Here is a 15,669-nt window from a genome sequence, read left to right as displayed (position 1 = left end):
ATCAACTCTCCGCCGAATCCGCCCCCGTCATCAGGGCCCCGAGTGCTGGCGCCGAACCACCGAGGGTGCGCAGAACCCCACCTTGGTGCCTACCGCGGCGTCGCGCCCGGTTCGAGCAGCCGCTTCGGGTGCATGCCGTCGACCTGGCCGACGAACGGCGGGTGGATGCTGTAGCCGAGCATGCGCCGGATGTCCTCCGAGACCCGGCGCACGGTGTCACGGGTCATCGAGAGGGTGAACGCCTCCTGCGGCCGCAACCACGGCTCGCAGTACTGGGCGGTGACGGCCAGGCGCGGGCGATCGGTGCGGTTGGCGCCGCCGCCGTGCCACAGGGTGCCGGGGAAGAACACGCACGACCCGGCACGCATCACCACGGGTTCGCGGGCTTCGCCCGCGGGGAGCCGATCGCCCCACCGATGGCTGCCCGGGATGATGTCGGTCGCGCCGTTGTCGGCGGTGAAGTCGTCGATGGCCCAGATCGTGGCCGCGCCGAGCGCGGCGCGGGGGCGCGGCAGCGGGTAGAAACCGTCGTCGGTGTGCAGCATCTGCGCCTGCTCGCCGGGCAGGATATTGATCACCTGCAGCATCGACAGCAGGTAGTTCGGCTGGAACAGCCGGTCGAGCAGGGCCAGCACGCGCGGATGATCGGCGATGCGGTCGCAGCTCGCCGTCTTGTTCAGCACGCTGTACACCCGCTGGGTGGTGTGACCCTCGAACTGGTTGCGCCCGGGCCGATCCAGCAGCGGCGCCACCGCGGCGCGGATCTCGTCGAGCTGATCCGGCGTGAGCAGGTCCGGCAGGATGACGTACCCGTCGCGCAGCACCGCCGCCAGATCCGCCTCGACGACGGCCGGATCGACCGTCGCCCCGCTGCTCGCGGTCCGCCGATAGGTCCCGGCCAGGTCGCCACCCAGGTCCGTCAACGAGGAAACTTCGCCGGTCATCGGCCACTCCCTTGAACATAACTGAGTTCTGTTATGTTTCGAATATGGCACGCGCCCCGATCGGACGTCAACAACTGCTCACCGCCGCCCGCGAGGAACTGGTCCGCGGCAACGGCGTCCTGGAACTGAGCGCGCTCACCCGCCGCGCCAAGCTCAGCACCGGCGCGCTCTATCACCACTTCGGCTCCAAGAGCGGCCTGCTCGCCGCCATCTACGACGGCTTCTACGACGGCCTCCGCCACGCCATCGCCGACGCCCACCTCCCCGCCGACGCCGACTGGGCCACCCGCGAACGCGAACGCACCCACCTCTTCGTCGCCTACCACTACGCCGACCCCCTGGCCCCCATCCTCCTCACCCGCGCCGCCCTCGACCCCGACCTCGCCGAACTCGAAGCCGTCCACATCGAAACCATGAGCGCCATGGCCGCCGACAACATCCGCCACGGCCAATCCCTAGGCCAACTCCCCCACGACCTCGACCCCGACAGCGCGGGCGCCTACGTCATCGGCGGCCTACGCCACGGCATCGCCCAGCAACTCCGCGCCACACCCCCGACCGACGAGCACCGAGCAACCGCCCGCCTCTGGCACCTGACCGCCGCTACCCTCGGAATCACCAAGAGCCAGGGGGGCACATGAAAGACAGCCGCGCAGCCGTCCGTCCACATTCACGCGGATTCCGAATCGCCACGGCCACCGCACAAGTCGCACTCGGCTGCGCCGCCGGCTACCTGATCAACCGGGCAACCCTCCTCGCCACCCTCGACCTCCAGATCGCCACCGGATGGAACCTGCCGTGGCTCATCGACATCTGGCTGATTCCCCTCGCAGTGACACTCGTCCTCATCACCGTCCTCTGGTCCACCCGCCCGAAGATCAGAATCGCCCTGACAGCGGCAACCACGAGTTCCCTGCTGACCTCAGCATTCTTCGTCTGGATCTTCGCGACCTGGTAGCGCCCCGCACCACTGGGCATCCAACAGACCGCACCGAACCGGCGTGCGGATGTTCGTCACCGTGCCTTGTCAGAGGTACAGACCGTCCCAGTCGACCACGCCGCGTTGGCAATCGATCGACCCGAGAGTGATTGCCACACGCCCCTTTTCCCCGAGGTCGAGCAGGCACAAGGGGCCACCGTGCTCGAATGTCAGATCGGCGAACCATGCGCGTATCGACGCCGATCGTGGCCAGTTGGTCGCGACGATCCAGGGACAGCATGAAGGGGTAATAGTTCATTCTGCACAGCAGCCCCCGAGGTCCCGGTGTCAAATTCCTTGCACCGGTGACGATCCAAACCGCGAATCGATTAGTTCCGCACAGATGCCAGGCCCGTTGACAGCGCTGTTCGGCAGGCCGCATCAGGGTGCTTCGAAGCCACTTAGCGTGTCCCGGTAGTCGTGAACCAAGCCAAGCCTCGCTTGCCAATCATCGACGAGTTCCATCGCACTTTCGCACGCCCAACTCGCGCAGCCTGCTGCAAGCGCACTGTTTGGATACCAGGGACTACCGATGGATTGCCGGTTCGGAGTGATTCGCGCCTGAAGTAGCTTCCACATCCTATGACTCTCTTCGATATCCTGCGTCACAGGCTTAAAATGCACAAGCTCATTCCTGAGCTCTATCAGCGCGTTCACCGCCTGAAGCGGTGAACGCCCAGCCTCTAAAGTAGGCTTTCCTGCACAAACGAGCACAAGTTGGAACTTTTGGACCACACTCATTTTTCGTTCGAGCGGAATCACACCGGTCACCCAGAACTCACGCATTCGCTCCAGGGCGGACAGGTCCAGGCCTTCTGTACGATACGACACCATCGGCGCCTGTACAGAATCCGCGAGAGTCTCATTTACGAACCCCTCAAGAAAAGCGACTGCCGACAAAACCGAGTTTATCGCGTCCGAGCGATGTCCCATGTCGATGTTCTTGATGCCAGCAGCAACAAGCTCCTGTTCGCGCTCATCGCAGCACCTAGCCGACCGCAATGCAGACCACAGGTGGGCCACCGACATGTAGTTCCTTACCGCGACACTCGCCGCCACGACACCGGCGCCTGTCGCCTTTGCTTCGACAGCAACGACGGCATTCTGGGCCGCGGCGTCCTCAACCATGAATCAGACCCGACTCGCCCACGCACAAAATCACCTTGCACCTCGACCTTCCACTAGTGGGACACGCCAGATGCCCGATACACCGTTTCGAGTGTGAGACCAGACATAGTCAGGTCCTCGAAGGCCGCCGTGTCGGCCACAGCCGCCACACTAGCCGCGTGGACCGACAAGAAAGTCAACTCGCCGCAGCGCTGCCAATACAAGCAGGTCGCCGGCATTCGGTCTCACTGAGCGGGTGACAGCGAGCCGCGCGCATGAGTTGGCCGGCTGCAGACCGCGACGCAGGTCGACGAGATGCTCCTGATCATGGATCACAGCCAGATGAAGCTCAAGGACAGACATCCTGCGACAGCACAGGCTAATCCCACCCGAGGACCGAGGCCGAGGCGACCAGCTAAGTCATGCGGGGGACTACCAAGGCTTAGCGGTACTCGGCTGACTATCGAGGTCGCTCGTTCAACGGCGCCTCAGGCCGTGCTCATCCACGTGGGGAGGCATTAGTCGGCTTCGCGGGCCACCCGATCGGCGTAGCCGATGAGGCTCGTGACGAGCATGAGCACCTGGATACAGTTCCGCTTGCTGAACTGACGGGATGAGACGCCGTGGACGCTCGCGTGACGTGAGTAGTAGTGTGGCACCCTATCGCCCTTGTGCTTCCAGAACTCCTCGTGTGCATTCCAGATCGGCAGCCACACAAAGGCTTCCCGGACGCCCATCTCGTCGATCTCCTCGGGCACTCCAGCGCCCTTCTTGCGGTTGGTGATGACCCCCCGGGCCTTCCGGTCGGGGTAGAAGCGGTAGATCAACGTGTCCAGGGTGACGGTGAACATGGCCTGAGCCGACCGGGTGTGGCCGACGCGCATCGCGCCGAGGCCGTCGAGGGCAAAGCTCAACTCATCTCTGATCACCTCGTGGTCCGCCTGCTCCAGCACTACGGCACAGTCCTCGATAAGCGACTCATAGCAGTCGCCGAGCACTCGTCGCTGTCCTGCGCGGTCCTTCGCCCGCAGCAGCCGCAGCGCCGTTCGGCCCCGCGGTACAAGGTAGAGCGGGATACCTTCCCGCTCTACAAACTCATGGACGTCGCTAGCCCAGATCTCATCCGCGTGCTCCTTCAGGTTGGGCGGCAGCAGGGCGCGGTTGAGACCCTGGAACGCCTTGGGGTCGAAAAGCGGCCCGAGAGCCTTCCGCAGGCCCTCCATAGTCCTCGTGTGCTGCTCGGCAATCCCCATGAGCATTTCTTGGGTCGCAGTACTGATGACTGGAACCTGTTGTAGCGCAGGAACATTGAGCGCTGGTATCGAGAAGGCAGGGATGGTAGCGACGATCGAAGCCATCTCCTGGACCCGCTCGCTTATCGACGCGAGGGCCTTCTGAGCGGGCAACAACGATCGCATCCGCTCCTGCACAGGCGCGACTATGCTGGCCAGGAAGTCGTCTGTGTTCGGGAGCAGTGACCGGGCGAACCCTGTAGGCACGCTGAAATCACCATCTCTCGCCCTGCCCCAGTCCCTACTCTGCTCCTCAGGCTCAGACCCTTCCTCCTGCGAGACGTCGTCGTCGGGGTCGATCTCATGGTCATCCTCATTCCCGATCACGACAAGCCTCCGCTGGCAGGGCACGCACTATCCAGCTTCCAAGGACCATAGCTACGACAGTAGCCCCGTATATCAACCAGAAGATCAGCTTCCCGCGATACGGTTCTAATGCCAACGGACCGGCAGCACATTCAGTATTCAGCACCACCAACCCCGCCTCGCGGGTCCCGGCTCATCGCTCGTCAGCCGAGTAAGTCATGCCAAGCAATCCGGACCAGCCGATTAGGTAGGCGGTACTACTTGATCTTCGACGGTGAAGGTACTTTGCGACGGAATTCGACGACGTCGCCGTCGGCCATGATGTAGTCCTTGCCTTCCATGCGGACCTTGCCCGCGGCCTTGGCGGCGGACATGGAGCCGGCCTCGACGAGGTCGGTGAAGGCGACGAGTTCGGCCTTGATGAAGCCGCGTTCGAAGTCGGTGTGGATGACGCCGGCGGCCTTGGGGGCCGTGTCGCCCTGGTGGATGGTCCAGGCTCGGGCTTCCTTGGGGCCTGCGGTGAGGTAGGTCTGCAGGCCGAGCTCGGTCTCGTTGATGGGCCTGTTCTACCTTTACCTCATAGGTCAGTTGTCGTGGCCGCGGTTTCGAGCGCGTGCAGCGACACGTAGCGCTGGCGCTGAGTGAATGCAGAACCACGACCGATGCCGTTGTGTGGCAACGGGTCGACCAGTTGTCGATGCACCGGATCGCCTGGGCGCGTCAGCAGAAAGACCTGGTAGATTCCCTCGGTCCAGCCCTCCGGTCGTGATTCGTCGATTACCCGAGCAACCTTGCGGTCTATCGGGTCGGCCGAGGCGCGCAATCGATCCGCGGAGCCCTCCGACCAATCGACATTGTCACGCCGATGCTGGATGCGCGGGATGTCGACCTGAATGCGAGAGTCGACGTAGAAGGCGAGCCGGTCCACCGGCCGGAAGAAGCGGCCCGGTTGGCAGACGTACGCATAGCTTCGCTGGTACAGCGGCCAAGCGTCCTTCGCTGCCACCACAGCAGTGTCGGCGACTGCGATCGGGCGCTGAGCGTACTGGTCCATTGCCGTACTCACCTGCTGTAGCCACTTCGCGGCCGACTGGTCGATGTACCCGGCGACCTCGAGGACCCGTCGGATCTCGAACGGAACATCGACGTTCAACAGACTGTCGTGATGTGCCAGCCGGTTCCTGAACTTGCGCACACCCTCGACTGCTGACGCGAGTTGCTTGCGTTGTCCCGATGAGTTCGGGAAGGCGCGGTGGAGGCAGTCCCGCCACAGTTGCTCGTATTTGCGGCCGAGCAGACCTGACCAGAATCCAAAACTGAGACCGGCGACGATCTGATGGCGCGACTCACGATTCATCGGGCGCAGTCGCATCCGCACCGTCTCGACGGCGACCGACAGATCGGCGCCGTCGGGAACCGGCATCAGAAACCACGGAATCCCGGTCGAAATCTCATCGAAGTGAGTTCGAAGCTCCCGGTCCAGTGCGTTGCGTAGCAGCACTTCGAGGTGCCCGACCACCTCGAACGAGACCGCCGCTGTTCGACTCGACCATGCGTAGAGGTCCAGAGCAGCCTCGCGGTCGCCGTCGGCAACCTTGAGAAAGGGGTCGAGCCTGTGTTCGGACAGCAGGCCCCACACATCGGTCGCGACATAGTCCCCTGGCACCCGCAGATGCTATCCTGAACAGGAACGCCCCAGTGCCGCCTCTGAAGCAATTCATGCGCCTGGGGCTCCTTCAATTCACCCCAGGCGCAACGGATTACACGTTGAAGCGGAATTCGACGACGTCGCCGTCGGCCATGATGTAGTCCTTGCCTTCCATGCGGACCTTGCCCGCGGCCTTGGCGGCGGACATGGAGCCGGCTTCGACGAGGTCGGTGAAGGCGACGAGTTCGGCCTTGATGAAGCCGCGTTCGAAGTCGGTGTGGATGACGCCGGCGGCCTTGGGGGCCGTGTCGCCCTGGTGGATGGTCCAGGCTCGGGCTTCCTTGGGGCCTGCGGTGAGGTAGGTCTGCAGGCCGAGGGTGTGGAAGCCGGCGCGGGCCAGGGCGTGCAGGCCGGGCTCGGTCTGGCCGATGGACTCGAGGAGTTCGAGGGCGGACTCGTCGTCGAGTTCGAGGAGTTCGGCTTCGACCTTGGCGTCGAGGAACACGGCGTCGGCGGGGGCGACGGCGGCCTTGAGCTCGGCGACCTTGGCCTCGTCGGTGAGCACCGATTCGTCGGCGTTGAAGACGTAGAGGAAGGGCTTGATGGTGAGCAGCGAGAGTTCGCGCAGCAGTTCGCCGTCGACCTTCTTGCCGGCGGCGAACAGGGTGGTGCCCTCGTTGAGGAACTCCTGGGCGACCTTGGCGGCGTCGAGCAGCGGCTTGCGGTCCTTCTTGACCTTGGCTTCCTTCTCGAGGCGCGGGATGGCCTTCTCGAGGGTCTGCAGGTCGGCCAGGATCAGCTCGGTCTCGATGACCTCGATGTCGGCGGTGGGATCGACGCGACCGTCGACGTGCACCACGTCGTCGTCGGCGAACACGCGCACCACCTGGCAGATGGCGTCGGCCTCACGGATGTTGGCCAGGAACTTGTTGCCCAGGCCCGCGCCCTCGGAGGCACCCTTGACGATGCCCGCGATGTCGACGAAGGACACCACGGCGGGCACGATCTTCTCGGAACCGAAGATCTCGGCCAGCTTGTCCAGCCGCGGGTCCGGCAGCGGGACCACGCCGACGTTGGGCTCGATGGTCGCGAACGGGTAGTTCGCGGCCAGCACGTCGTTCTTGGTCAGCGCGTTGAACAGCGTCGACTTTCCGACGTTGGGCAGGCCGACGATTCCGAGGGTGAGGCTCACGAGGAGCAGAGTCTACGCGGTGCGGCCGGTCACCGAACCACCGGAACCCGCCCCGCGCGGGCGGGGCGGGCCGACGGTGATCACGGAACCAGGACTACCTTGCCCAGGTTGGCGCGCTGCTCGATGACCGCGTGCGCGGCGGCGGCCTCGTCGAGGGCGAACTCGGCGTGCACGACCGGATGCAGCAGGCCGGAGGCGTAGAACTGCCAGACCTCCTGGCGCAGGTCCTCGTAGCGGGCCGGGTCGCGCTGGGCGAGGCGGCCGATCCGGAAACCGGACAGCGTCTTGCCGCCGGCCAGCAGGTCCTCGGTGTCGATGAGGCCGCCGCCGGTGCCGTAGGTGACGACCCGGCCGCCCTCGGCGAGCGCGCCGATCGCGGCGCCCAGGCCGGTGCCGCCGACGCCGTCGAGGGCGAAGTCGGCCTGCTTGGCGGCCTGGAGCTGGTCGTAGGTGACGACCTCGTCCGCGCCGAGGCCACGCACGAAGTCGGCCTTGGCCTCGTCCGACACCGCCGCGACGACCCAGCCAGCGCCACGGACCCGGGCCAGCTGCACGGCGAGGTGGCCGACGCCACCGGCGGCGGCGGTGATCAGGGCGGTCTCGCCCTCGCGCGGGGCCGCGGTGTCGAGCGCGCCGAGCGCGACCAGACCGCTCCGCATCAGCGCGACGGCGTCGACCGCGGACGCGCCGTCGGGGATGGCCGAGGCCTGGTCGGCGGGCAGCACGACGTACTCGGCGTAGGCGTCGGCGCACAGGCCGACGACGCGATAGCCGGGGGCGTAGCCGTCGACACCGTCACCGACCGCGACGACCTCACCGGCCACCTCGGCCCGCAACTGCTGCGGGCCGCTGATCCGCCGGATCGCCGACAGGGTGACCCCGATGGCCTCGACCTTGACCAGCAGCTCACCGGGACCGGCCACCGGCACCTCGGCCGCGACGACCTCGAGCACCTCCGGACCACCGCTGCGCTCGTACCGAACTCGCCGCATGACACCTCCTGAGATTGGGCGAAGGCGCAACGGTAACCGCCTGAGTGCGCGTAACCACAGCTCACGGACCTGTGAGTGCGAAATCTCACCGCCGCGCACCGGGCGCGGCGAGCACCTTCACAGAATGGTTACCCCGCACGGGAGCGCGGGACGCGTGCGCCACACCACATCGCTCACGACCCTGGTCGCTGCCACTGTTTCCGGCGTAGCGTGACGCGTATGGAGTCGACCACGGAGGTGGTGACCGCGGCCCCGGCGCCGATCCTGGCGGCCTTCATCGACCGCTACATCGGCTACCGGCTCGCGGGGTTCGAACCCGGCCTGCACCGGGGCCTACCCTCGCGGCACATGACCTTCATCGTCGCCATCGGCCCGACCATCGACGTGGTCGAGCACACCGATCCGCACCAGGCGCCCGGCAGCTACCGCTGCGTACTCAGCGGCCTGCAGGCGACCCCGGCGATGATCTCGCACACAGGTTTCCAGGAGGGCATCGCGATCGAGCTGACCCCGCTGGGCAGCCGGGTCCTGTTCGGCATGCCCGCGAGCGAGCTGTGGGATGTCTCGATCGAATGTTCCGACGCCGGTGGACCGCTGGGTGACCAGCTCGCCGATGCCGTGCAGTCACAACCGGATTGGCCCGGCCGCTTCGCCGCCTGCGATCGGGCGCTGACCGCGGCGGCGCGCACCGAAACCCTCGCCGGACCCGAACTGTCCTGGGCCTGGCGCACCCTCGTCGGCACCGGCGGCACCTGCGAGATCACCCCGCTGGCGCAGCGGATCGGCTGGAGCCGCCAGCATCTGACGCGCAAGTTCACCGCCGAGTTCGGCGCGAGCCCGAAACTGGCCGCGCGGATCATCCGGTTCGAGCGGGCGCGGCGGATGCTGGCGAACACCCCGTCCTATGTCTCCATCGCCCAGGTCGCCGCCGCCTGCGGCTACTACGACCAGGCTCATCTGAACCGCGACTTCGCCGAGCTGGCCGGCTGTGCCCCGACGACCTGGCTGGCCGAGGAGATTCCATCCGTCCAAGACCCGAACGCCCCCGAGGCGAGAGGCTGAGCACATGGACACTTCCACCAACACCCAGACCGCGGTCTGGCCCTGCCTCGCCTTCGACGACGCTCGCGCCATGATCGAATTCCTCACTACCGCCTTCGGTTTCGACGAGGTCGCCGTCTACGCCAGGGAGGACGACGCGTCGGTCGTCGAACACGGCGAACTGCGCTGGCCCGCGGGCGGCGGCATCATGTTCGGCTCCACCGGTCGCGACGACAGCCCCTTCGGCACCCGCCCCGCCGGCGCCGCCTCGCTCTACCTGGTCACCGACGAGCCCGACGCGCTGCACGCGCGGGCGATCGCGGCGGGCGCCCGCCTCATCCGCGACCTGCGCGACGAGGACTACGGCTCGCGCGGCTTCACCGTCGCCGACCCCGAAGGCAACCTCTGGAGCTTCGGCACCTACCGCGGCGAATGACCCGCTGAACAAAATTTCATCTTGGCCGCGACGGTGGGTGATCCTGTCCGGCGCGCTGGGCCGATCGGCTACGTTGTCGATGTTTCACCCGAGGCTCTGCGCGTTATACCAGGAGAGTTGGCACATGGCGACCATCGAATATCTGCGGACCGACCCGGACTTGCCTCCGGTCGGTGTCGTCGATCGCACCCCGATCACGCCCGCCAAGAAGGCCGTGTTCGCGGGGATCGCCGTGCTCGGCGCGATCGCCTGGGCGATCATCGCGTTCGTCCGCGGTGAGTCGGTCAACGCGGTGTGGATCGTCATCGCGGCGGTCTGTACCTACATCATCGCGTACCGGTTCTACGCGCGGTTCATCGAATGGAAGATCACCAAGCCGCGCGACGATGTCGCCACCCCCGCCGAGATCTACGACAACGGCAAAGACTTCATGCCGATGGACCGGCGGGTGCTCTACGGTCACCACTTCGCCGCCATCGCGGGCGCCGGGCCGCTGGTCGGCCCGGTGCTCGCCGCGCAGATGGGTTACCTGCCCGGCACGATCTGGATCATCGTCGGCGTGGTCTTCGCCGGCGCGGTGCAGGACTACCTGGTGCTGTGGGCCTCGACGCGCAGGCGCGGCCGCAGCCTCGGGCAGATGGCGCGCGACGAGCTCGGCACGGTGGGTGGTGTCGCCGCGATCGTGGCGATCCTGGCCATCATGACGATCCTGCTCGCGGTGCTGGCACTGGTCGTCGTCAACGCGCTCGGCGAGAGCCCGTGGGGCGTGTTCTCCATCGCGATGACCATCCCGATCGCCCTGTTCATGGGCGTGTACCTGCGGTATCTGCGACCGGGCAAGGTCGGCGAGGTCTCCGCGATCGGCATCGTGCTGCTGCTGGCCGCCATCGTCGGCGGCGGCTGGGTGTCGGAAACCGAGTGGGGCGCGGACTGGTTCACCCTCTCGCGCACCACCATCGCCTGGTGCCTGATCGCCTACGGCTTCTTCGCCTCGGTGCTGCCGGTGTGGCTGCTGCTCGCCCCGCGCGACTACCTGTCGACGTTCATGAAGGTCGGCACCATCGTGCTGCTGGCGGCGGGCATCCTGATCACGATGCCGGTGCTGAAGGCGCCCGCGGTCTCCGAATTCGCGCACACCGGAACGGGTCCCGCGTTCGCGGGCAGCCTGTTCCCGTTCCTGTTCATCACCATCGCCTGTGGCGCGCTGTCGGGTTTCCACGCGCTGGTCTCCTCGGGCACCACGCCCAAGCTGCTGGCCAAGGAATCCAACGCCAGGATGATCGGCTACGGCGGCATGCTGATGGAGTCGTTCGTCGCGGTGATGGCCATCATCACGGCCTCGATCATCGATCAGCACCTGTACTTCGGCATGAACGCGCCGCTCGGGCTCACCGGCGGCACCCCGGAAAAGGCCGCGGCCTACACGAATACGCTCGGCCTGTCGGGTCCGCCCGCGACGCCGGAACTGTTCGCCGACGCGGCCGCCGACGTGGGTGAGAAATCGATCATCTCGCGCACCGGTGGCGCGCCGACGCTGGCGGTCGGCATCTCCGAGGTCTTCCACAAGTTCCTCGGCGGCGAATCGATGAAGGCGTTCTGGTACCACTTCGCGATCATGTTCGAGGCGCTGTTCATCCTCACCACGATCGACGCGGGCACCCGGGTGGCCCGGTTCCTGGTCTCCGACGCGCTGGGCAACTTCGGCGGCGGGTTCACGAAGTTCCGCGATCCGTCCTGGCGGATCGGCGCGTGGCTGTGCTCGCTGCTGGTCGTCGCGGGCTGGGGTGGCGTGCTGCTGATGGGCGTCAACGATCCGTTCGGCGGCATCAACGCGCTCTACCCGCTGTTCGGCATCGCCAACCAGCTGCTCGCCGCGATCGCGCTGACGATCGTGCTGACCATCATCATCAAGCGCGGCCTGCTGAAGTGGGCCTGGATCCCCGGCGTTCCGCTGGTCTGGGATCTGCTGGTCACGATGACCGCGTCCTGGCAGAAGATCTTCTCCGCCGATCCCAAGCTGGGCTACTGGAAGCAGCACAGCCTGTGCCAGGCCGCCAAGGAGGCGGGCACGGGCTGCCTGACCGCGAAGACGCCCGAGCAGGTCGACATCGCCATCCGCAACACCTTCATCCAGGGCACGCTCTCGATCGTGTTCGCGGTGCTGGTGCTGATCGTCACCGTGGTCGGCGCGATCGTGTGCGCGCGGGCGATCCGGTCGGGCACGGTGTCGAGCACCGAGTCCGAGGAGCAGCCGTCGAAGATCTTCGCGCCCAGCGGTTTCGTCTCGACCGCCGCGGAGAAGGACGTGCAGAAGGAGTGGGATGTGCTGATCGCCGAGGGCAAGGTGACCGCACCCGGATCGGCGCACGTGTCGTGAGTGTGTCGCGGGACGGGAGCGGCCGGTTCACCGGATCGGCCGCCCCCGCCCCTGCGGCCACGGCGCCGCGCCCGGCCGCGCCGGCGCTGCTGTCGCGGGTGTGGGCGGGCGTGCGCGGGGTCGCCCGGTGGTACAGCGCGATCAACGGCGGCCAGGACTACCAGCGCTACGTCGACCATCTGCGGCGCACCCACCCCGGCTGCCCCATCCCCAGCGAACGCCAGTACTGGCGCGACCGCTACGCCGAAGCCGAGCGGAACCCGACCACCCGCTGCTGCTGACATCGGCCTCCATATCGTTTATCGTTAATATCGAAAAACGATAAACGGGGGGCCGATCATGCCTACGTCATCCGCATTCCGCTGGTCCGGTACCGACAATGCCGTACTCCGGGCCGTGCTTCTCCTCGCGATCGGGATCACCGGTCTCGTCGCGGTCTATCAACTGCTGTGGATCGCCGCGCTGGTACCCGTCCGCGGCGGTGGCCATCCGACAACGATCGTCGTGGACCGGCCGGGTGACATCGCCGCGCCGGTCGTCGACGCGAGGACTTCGGGAGATGTCAGCGTCGCCGTCGACGGGAACCTGACGATCACCTTCCACCAGCCCGATGCCGTGGAGCGACTGCTGCTCGCGACGCCCGGACTGCTGCTCGCCGCGGCCGTCCTGGTCGCGCTGATCGCGGTCCTGCGGATCGTCGGGAGCCTGGCGCAGGGCGACCCGTTCGTCGCGCCGAATGTCCGCCGGATCTACACCGTCGCGGGCGCGGTCCTCGGCGGCGCGCTACTGGTTCCGACGGTCGCGGCGTTCACCAGGGCCGAACTCCAGTCCCGGGCGCTCGACGGCCACGATCTGGTGCTGCTGCGGTTCACGCTCGACGCCGGATCGCCCACCCTCGCAGCACTTCTCGCCGGGATGGTGCTCGTCGCGCTGGCCGAGGTGTTCCGGCGCGGCACCGCGCTGCGCGACGACACCGCGGGCCTGATCTGATGCCACCGGAAGAAGCCACGGGCGTGCGCGTGCACCTCGACCACCTGCTCGCCGAGCGCGGGCTGACCCTCACCGAACTCGCGGAGCGGGTCGGGATCACCGTGGTCAATATGTCGGTGCTCAAGAACGGGCACGCGAAGGCCATCAGGTTCTCCACCCTCGCCGCGCTGTGCCGGGAGCTGCGATGCCAACCGGGTGACCTCATCAGCTACGAATTACCGTCATCGGGTCACCGGGGATAGTGGCCGATTTCCGCTAGCGACCCGCTCGCTTCGCGGGCATTGTGGAACCCGTGACGATCACGGCTTTGGACTTCGAGCGCTGCTACCGGGCGGTCTCGACCCGGGACTCCCGCTTCGACGGGCAGTTCTTCACCGCGGTGCGCACGACCGGTATCTACTGCAGGCCCTCCTGCCCCGCGATCACGCCCAAGCGGGCCAATGTCTCCTTCCTGCCCACCGCCGCGGCGGCGCAGCAGGCCGGGTATCGCGCCTGCCGACGGTGCCTACCCGACGCCGCGCCGGGCTCGCCGCTGTGGAACGTCCGGGCCGATCTGGCCGCGCGGGCCATGCGGCTGATCGGGGACGGGGTGATCGAACGCGGCGGCGTGCCCGCGCTCGCCTCGACCCTCGGTTACTCCCAGCGACAGCTCACCCGGGTACTCACCACCGAACTCGGCGCCGGACCGCTGGCCCTGGCCAGGGCGCATCGCGCGCACACCGCGCGGCTGCTGATCCAGACCACCGAGATGCCGATGTCCGACATCGCCTTCGCGGCCGGGTTCGCCAGCATCCGCCAGTTCAACGACACCGTGCGCGAGGTGTTCGCGGTCAGCCCGACGACCATGCGCACGGAGTCGCGGCGCTCACCGCGCTCCGATGCCGTCGCACCCGCCGCGCCTGGCCTGCTCACGCTGCGCCTGCCGTACCGGGAGCCGCTCGACACCGGGTGGCTGGCGTGGTTCCTGTCCGCGCACACCGTGCCCGGCATGGAGCTGTGGGAGGACGGCGTCTACACCCGCGGGCTGCGAACTCCGCACGGGCACGCCACCGTCCGGCTGTCGTTCCAGCCCGGCCACGTGCGCGCCGAACTGGCGCTGCGCGACATGCGCGACCTGGCGCCGACGGTGGCGCGCGTGCGGCACCTGCTCGACCTGGACGCCGATCCGCAGGGCATCGACGAGGGTCTCGGCCTCGCCGTCCCGGACAACGGACTTCCCGTCGTCGCGACGGCGGCCCCCGGCCACGGGTTCGGACCGGGCATTCGCGTGCCCGGCTGCCTCGACGGCCCGGAGTTGTTGCTGCGCACCATGATCGGCCAGCAGATCTCGGTCCAGGCGGCGGCGACCCACACCGCGCGCCTGGTCGGTGCCCTCGGCGATCGGATCGACGGCCCGGCGCCCCGGCTGTTCCCCACCCCCGACGTGGTCGCCGAGCGCGGCGCGGAGGTGCTCACCGGACCGGCCCGCCGGGTGTCGGCCGTCGTGGCGGCGGCACGGGCGATCGCCGAGGGCGAACTGGTCCTGCACTCCGGCCGCACGGCCGCCGAACTGCGCCGCGACCTGCTCGCGCTGGCCGGCGTCGGGCCGTGGACGGCCGATTACGTCACCATGCGCCTGCTCGCCGATCCGGACATCCTGCTCGGCACCGACTTGGTCGTCCGCCAGGGCGCGACGCTGGCCGGCGTCGACCTCGACCACACCACCCGCTGGGCGCCGTGGCGCTCCTACCTGTCCATGCACCTGTGGAAGACGGCACTCGAACATCGCGGCGTCATCGCCGCGCCCCGCCCTTCCCGCCCCGTCAACGGAAGCGAAGCATCATGACCGACACCAGCATTCGACGCGCCGACGTCGCCACCGTCGCCACCCCGATCGGACCGTTCACCGCCATCGTCGACGCCGACGGCGCGGTCCTCGCCTCGGGCTGGACCGCCGACCCGGCCGAGCTCACCAGCGTCATCCACGCCACCCTGCGTCCGGCCGAGCTGCGGCAGCGGGACGCGCTGGGCGAGGTCACCCGGGCGGTGACCGCCTACCACGCCGGCGAGCTCACCGCGATCGACACGATCACCGTGCGCCAGCGCTCCGGCGAATTCCTCACCCACGCGTGGGAGGTGCTGCGCAAGGTGCCCGCGGGCGAGCCGGTCACCTACACCGAGTTCGCCGGGCTGTCCGGTCGGCCGGAGGCGACCAGGGCCGCCGCGAACGCGTGCGCGCGCAATGCCGCGGCGCTGTTCGTGCCGTGTCATCGGGTGCTGCGGATCGGTGGCGCGCTGGGTGGGTTCCGCTGGGGACTCGACGCCAAGCGATGGTTGCTCGCGCACGAGGCCTGAGATAGTAAGGCCAGTAACTCGCGATTGGCTC

General features: G+C 67.5%; 16 protein-coding genes and 1 pseudogene. 10 read left to right on the top strand and 7 right to left on the bottom strand.

All coding sequences use genetic code 11. The features are described 5' to 3' along the window. Window positions 1–89: 89 nt before the first annotated feature. On the bottom strand, window positions 90–944 hold the full coding sequence (locus AB0H54_RS06045; protein WP_357343099.1) for a phytanoyl-CoA dioxygenase family protein: 855 nt from the start codon (window positions 942–944) through the stop codon (window positions 90–92). Between the two features lie 44 nt (window positions 945–988). Here AB0H54_RS06045 and AB0H54_RS06040 point away from each other — a divergent pair, with 44 nt between their 5' ends. Both AB0H54_RS06040 and AB0H54_RS06035 read left to right on the top strand, forming a co-directional pair. Continuing rightward, the gene (locus tag AB0H54_RS06040; protein ID WP_357343097.1) at window positions 989–1,585 is read left to right on the top strand and encodes a TetR/AcrR family transcriptional regulator; all 597 of its coding nucleotides are present in this window, start codon (window positions 989–991) and stop codon (window positions 1,583–1,585) included. Further along, complete coding sequence (locus AB0H54_RS06035) at window positions 1,582–1,902, top strand: hypothetical protein (RefSeq protein WP_357343095.1); 321 nt, start codon at window positions 1,582–1,584, stop codon at window positions 1,900–1,902. Before AB0H54_RS06040 ends, AB0H54_RS06035 begins: the two co-directional genes overlap by 4 nt. Before the next feature lie 402 nt (window positions 1,903–2,304). On the opposite strand, the gene AB0H54_RS06030 is transcribed toward AB0H54_RS06035, so the two are convergent. The 6 genes and pseudogenes from AB0H54_RS06030 to AB0H54_RS06005 all read right to left on the bottom strand — a co-directional run bounded on the left by AB0H54_RS06030 (window position 2,305) and on the right by AB0H54_RS06005 (window position 8,460). Further along, entirely contained in the window at window positions 2,305–3,051 is a 747-nt protein-coding gene (locus tag AB0H54_RS06030) for a hypothetical protein (protein WP_357343093.1), read from the bottom strand. Window positions 3,052–3,548: 497 nt separating this feature from the next. Continuing rightward, the gene (locus tag AB0H54_RS06025; protein ID WP_357343092.1) at window positions 3,549–4,649 is read right to left on the bottom strand and encodes a hypothetical protein; all 1,101 of its coding nucleotides are present in this window, start codon (window positions 4,647–4,649) and stop codon (window positions 3,549–3,551) included. A gap of 236 nt (window positions 4,650–4,885) precedes the next feature. Further along, window positions 4,886–5,164, bottom strand: a pseudogene (locus AB0H54_RS06020) (DUF933 domain-containing protein); the annotation flags it as partial. Between the two features lie 41 nt (window positions 5,165–5,205). Further along, window positions 5,206–6,294 (bottom strand): hypothetical protein, encoded by a 1,089-nt coding sequence (locus tag AB0H54_RS06015; protein WP_357343090.1) that lies wholly within the window; start codon window positions 6,292–6,294, stop codon window positions 5,206–5,208. A gap of 94 nt (window positions 6,295–6,388) precedes the next feature. Beyond that, entirely contained in the window at window positions 6,389–7,468 is a 1,080-nt protein-coding gene (ychF, locus tag AB0H54_RS06010; RefSeq protein WP_357343088.1) for a redox-regulated ATPase YchF, read from the bottom strand. Between the two features lie 80 nt (window positions 7,469–7,548). Continuing rightward, the gene (locus AB0H54_RS06005) at window positions 7,549–8,460 is read right to left on the bottom strand and encodes a zinc-binding dehydrogenase (RefSeq protein ID WP_355276462.1); all 912 of its coding nucleotides are present in this window, start codon (window positions 8,458–8,460) and stop codon (window positions 7,549–7,551) included. A gap of 219 nt (window positions 8,461–8,679) precedes the next feature. Between AB0H54_RS06005 and AB0H54_RS06000 the strand changes: the two genes are divergently transcribed. From AB0H54_RS06000 to AB0H54_RS05965, 8 genes are all read left to right on the top strand, one after another. Next, complete coding sequence (locus AB0H54_RS06000) at window positions 8,680–9,522, top strand: helix-turn-helix domain-containing protein (RefSeq protein ID WP_355276464.1); 843 nt, start codon at window positions 8,680–8,682, stop codon at window positions 9,520–9,522. Window positions 9,523–9,526: 4 nt separating this feature from the next. Continuing rightward, window positions 9,527–9,937, top strand: coding sequence for a VOC family protein (locus AB0H54_RS05995; RefSeq protein ID WP_357343085.1), 411 nt, complete (start codon window positions 9,527–9,529; stop codon window positions 9,935–9,937). Between the two features lie 124 nt (window positions 9,938–10,061). Further along, entirely contained in the window at window positions 10,062–12,314 is a 2,253-nt protein-coding gene (locus AB0H54_RS05990) for a carbon starvation CstA family protein (RefSeq protein WP_357343083.1), read from the top strand. A 110-nt stretch (window positions 12,315–12,424) separates the two neighbouring features. Beyond that, window positions 12,425–12,595 (top strand): YbdD/YjiX family protein, encoded by a 171-nt coding sequence (locus AB0H54_RS05985; RefSeq protein WP_357344216.1) that lies wholly within the window; start codon window positions 12,425–12,427, stop codon window positions 12,593–12,595. 115 nt (window positions 12,596–12,710) lie between these two features. Next, window positions 12,711–13,304, top strand: coding sequence for a DUF2975 domain-containing protein (locus AB0H54_RS05980; protein WP_357343081.1), 594 nt, complete (start codon window positions 12,711–12,713; stop codon window positions 13,302–13,304). Continuing rightward, window positions 13,304–13,546, top strand: a complete 243-nt coding sequence (locus AB0H54_RS05975; protein ID WP_357343079.1) for a helix-turn-helix transcriptional regulator — start codon at window positions 13,304–13,306, stop codon at window positions 13,544–13,546. Before AB0H54_RS05980 ends, AB0H54_RS05975 begins: the two co-directional genes overlap by 1 nt. 41 nt (window positions 13,547–13,587) lie before the next feature. Continuing rightward, a complete protein-coding gene (locus AB0H54_RS05970; RefSeq protein WP_357343077.1) occupies window positions 13,588–15,129 on the top strand; it encodes an Ada metal-binding domain-containing protein in 1,542 nt (513 codons plus the stop codon). Further along, the gene (locus AB0H54_RS05965) at window positions 15,126–15,638 is read left to right on the top strand and encodes a methylated-DNA--[protein]-cysteine S-methyltransferase (RefSeq protein WP_357343075.1); all 513 of its coding nucleotides are present in this window, start codon (window positions 15,126–15,128) and stop codon (window positions 15,636–15,638) included. Before AB0H54_RS05970 ends, AB0H54_RS05965 begins: the two co-directional genes overlap by 4 nt. Window positions 15,639–15,669: the final 31 nt, after the last annotated feature.

Source organism: Nocardia sp. NPDC050718 (assembly GCF_040654235.1).
GTDB lineage: Bacteria > Actinomycetota > Actinomycetes > Mycobacteriales > Mycobacteriaceae > Nocardia.
Note: the sequence above shows the minus strand (reverse complement) of the source record. Positions and strands in the feature narration are given on the sequence as shown.

Excerpts from the sequence above, each read along its gene's own strand:
- AB0H54_RS06045 (WP_357343099.1), bottom strand. The coding sequence starts at position 944 with ATGACCGGCGAAGTTTCCTCGTTGACGGACCTGGGTGGCGACCTGGCC.
- AB0H54_RS06040 (WP_357343097.1), top strand. The coding sequence starts at position 989 with ATGGCACGCGCCCCGATCGGACGTCAACAACTGCTCACCGCCGCCCGC.
- AB0H54_RS06035 (WP_357343095.1), top strand. The coding sequence starts at position 1,582 with ATGAAAGACAGCCGCGCAGCCGTCCGTCCACATTCACGCGGATTCCGA.
- AB0H54_RS06030 (WP_357343093.1), bottom strand. The coding sequence starts at position 3,051 with ATGGTTGAGGACGCCGCGGCCCAGAATGCCGTCGTTGCTGTCGAAGCA.
- AB0H54_RS06005 (WP_355276462.1), bottom strand. The coding sequence starts at position 8,460 with ATGCGGCGAGTTCGGTACGAGCGCAGCGGTGGTCCGGAGGTGCTCGAG.
- AB0H54_RS06000 (WP_355276464.1), top strand. The coding sequence starts at position 8,680 with ATGGAGTCGACCACGGAGGTGGTGACCGCGGCCCCGGCGCCGATCCTG.
- AB0H54_RS05995 (WP_357343085.1), top strand. The coding sequence starts at position 9,527 with ATGGACACTTCCACCAACACCCAGACCGCGGTCTGGCCCTGCCTCGCC.
- AB0H54_RS05990 (WP_357343083.1), top strand. The coding sequence starts at position 10,062 with ATGGCGACCATCGAATATCTGCGGACCGACCCGGACTTGCCTCCGGTC.
- AB0H54_RS05975 (WP_357343079.1), top strand. The coding sequence starts at position 13,304 with ATGCCACCGGAAGAAGCCACGGGCGTGCGCGTGCACCTCGACCACCTG.
- AB0H54_RS05965 (WP_357343075.1), top strand. The coding sequence starts at position 15,126 with ATGACCGACACCAGCATTCGACGCGCCGACGTCGCCACCGTCGCCACC.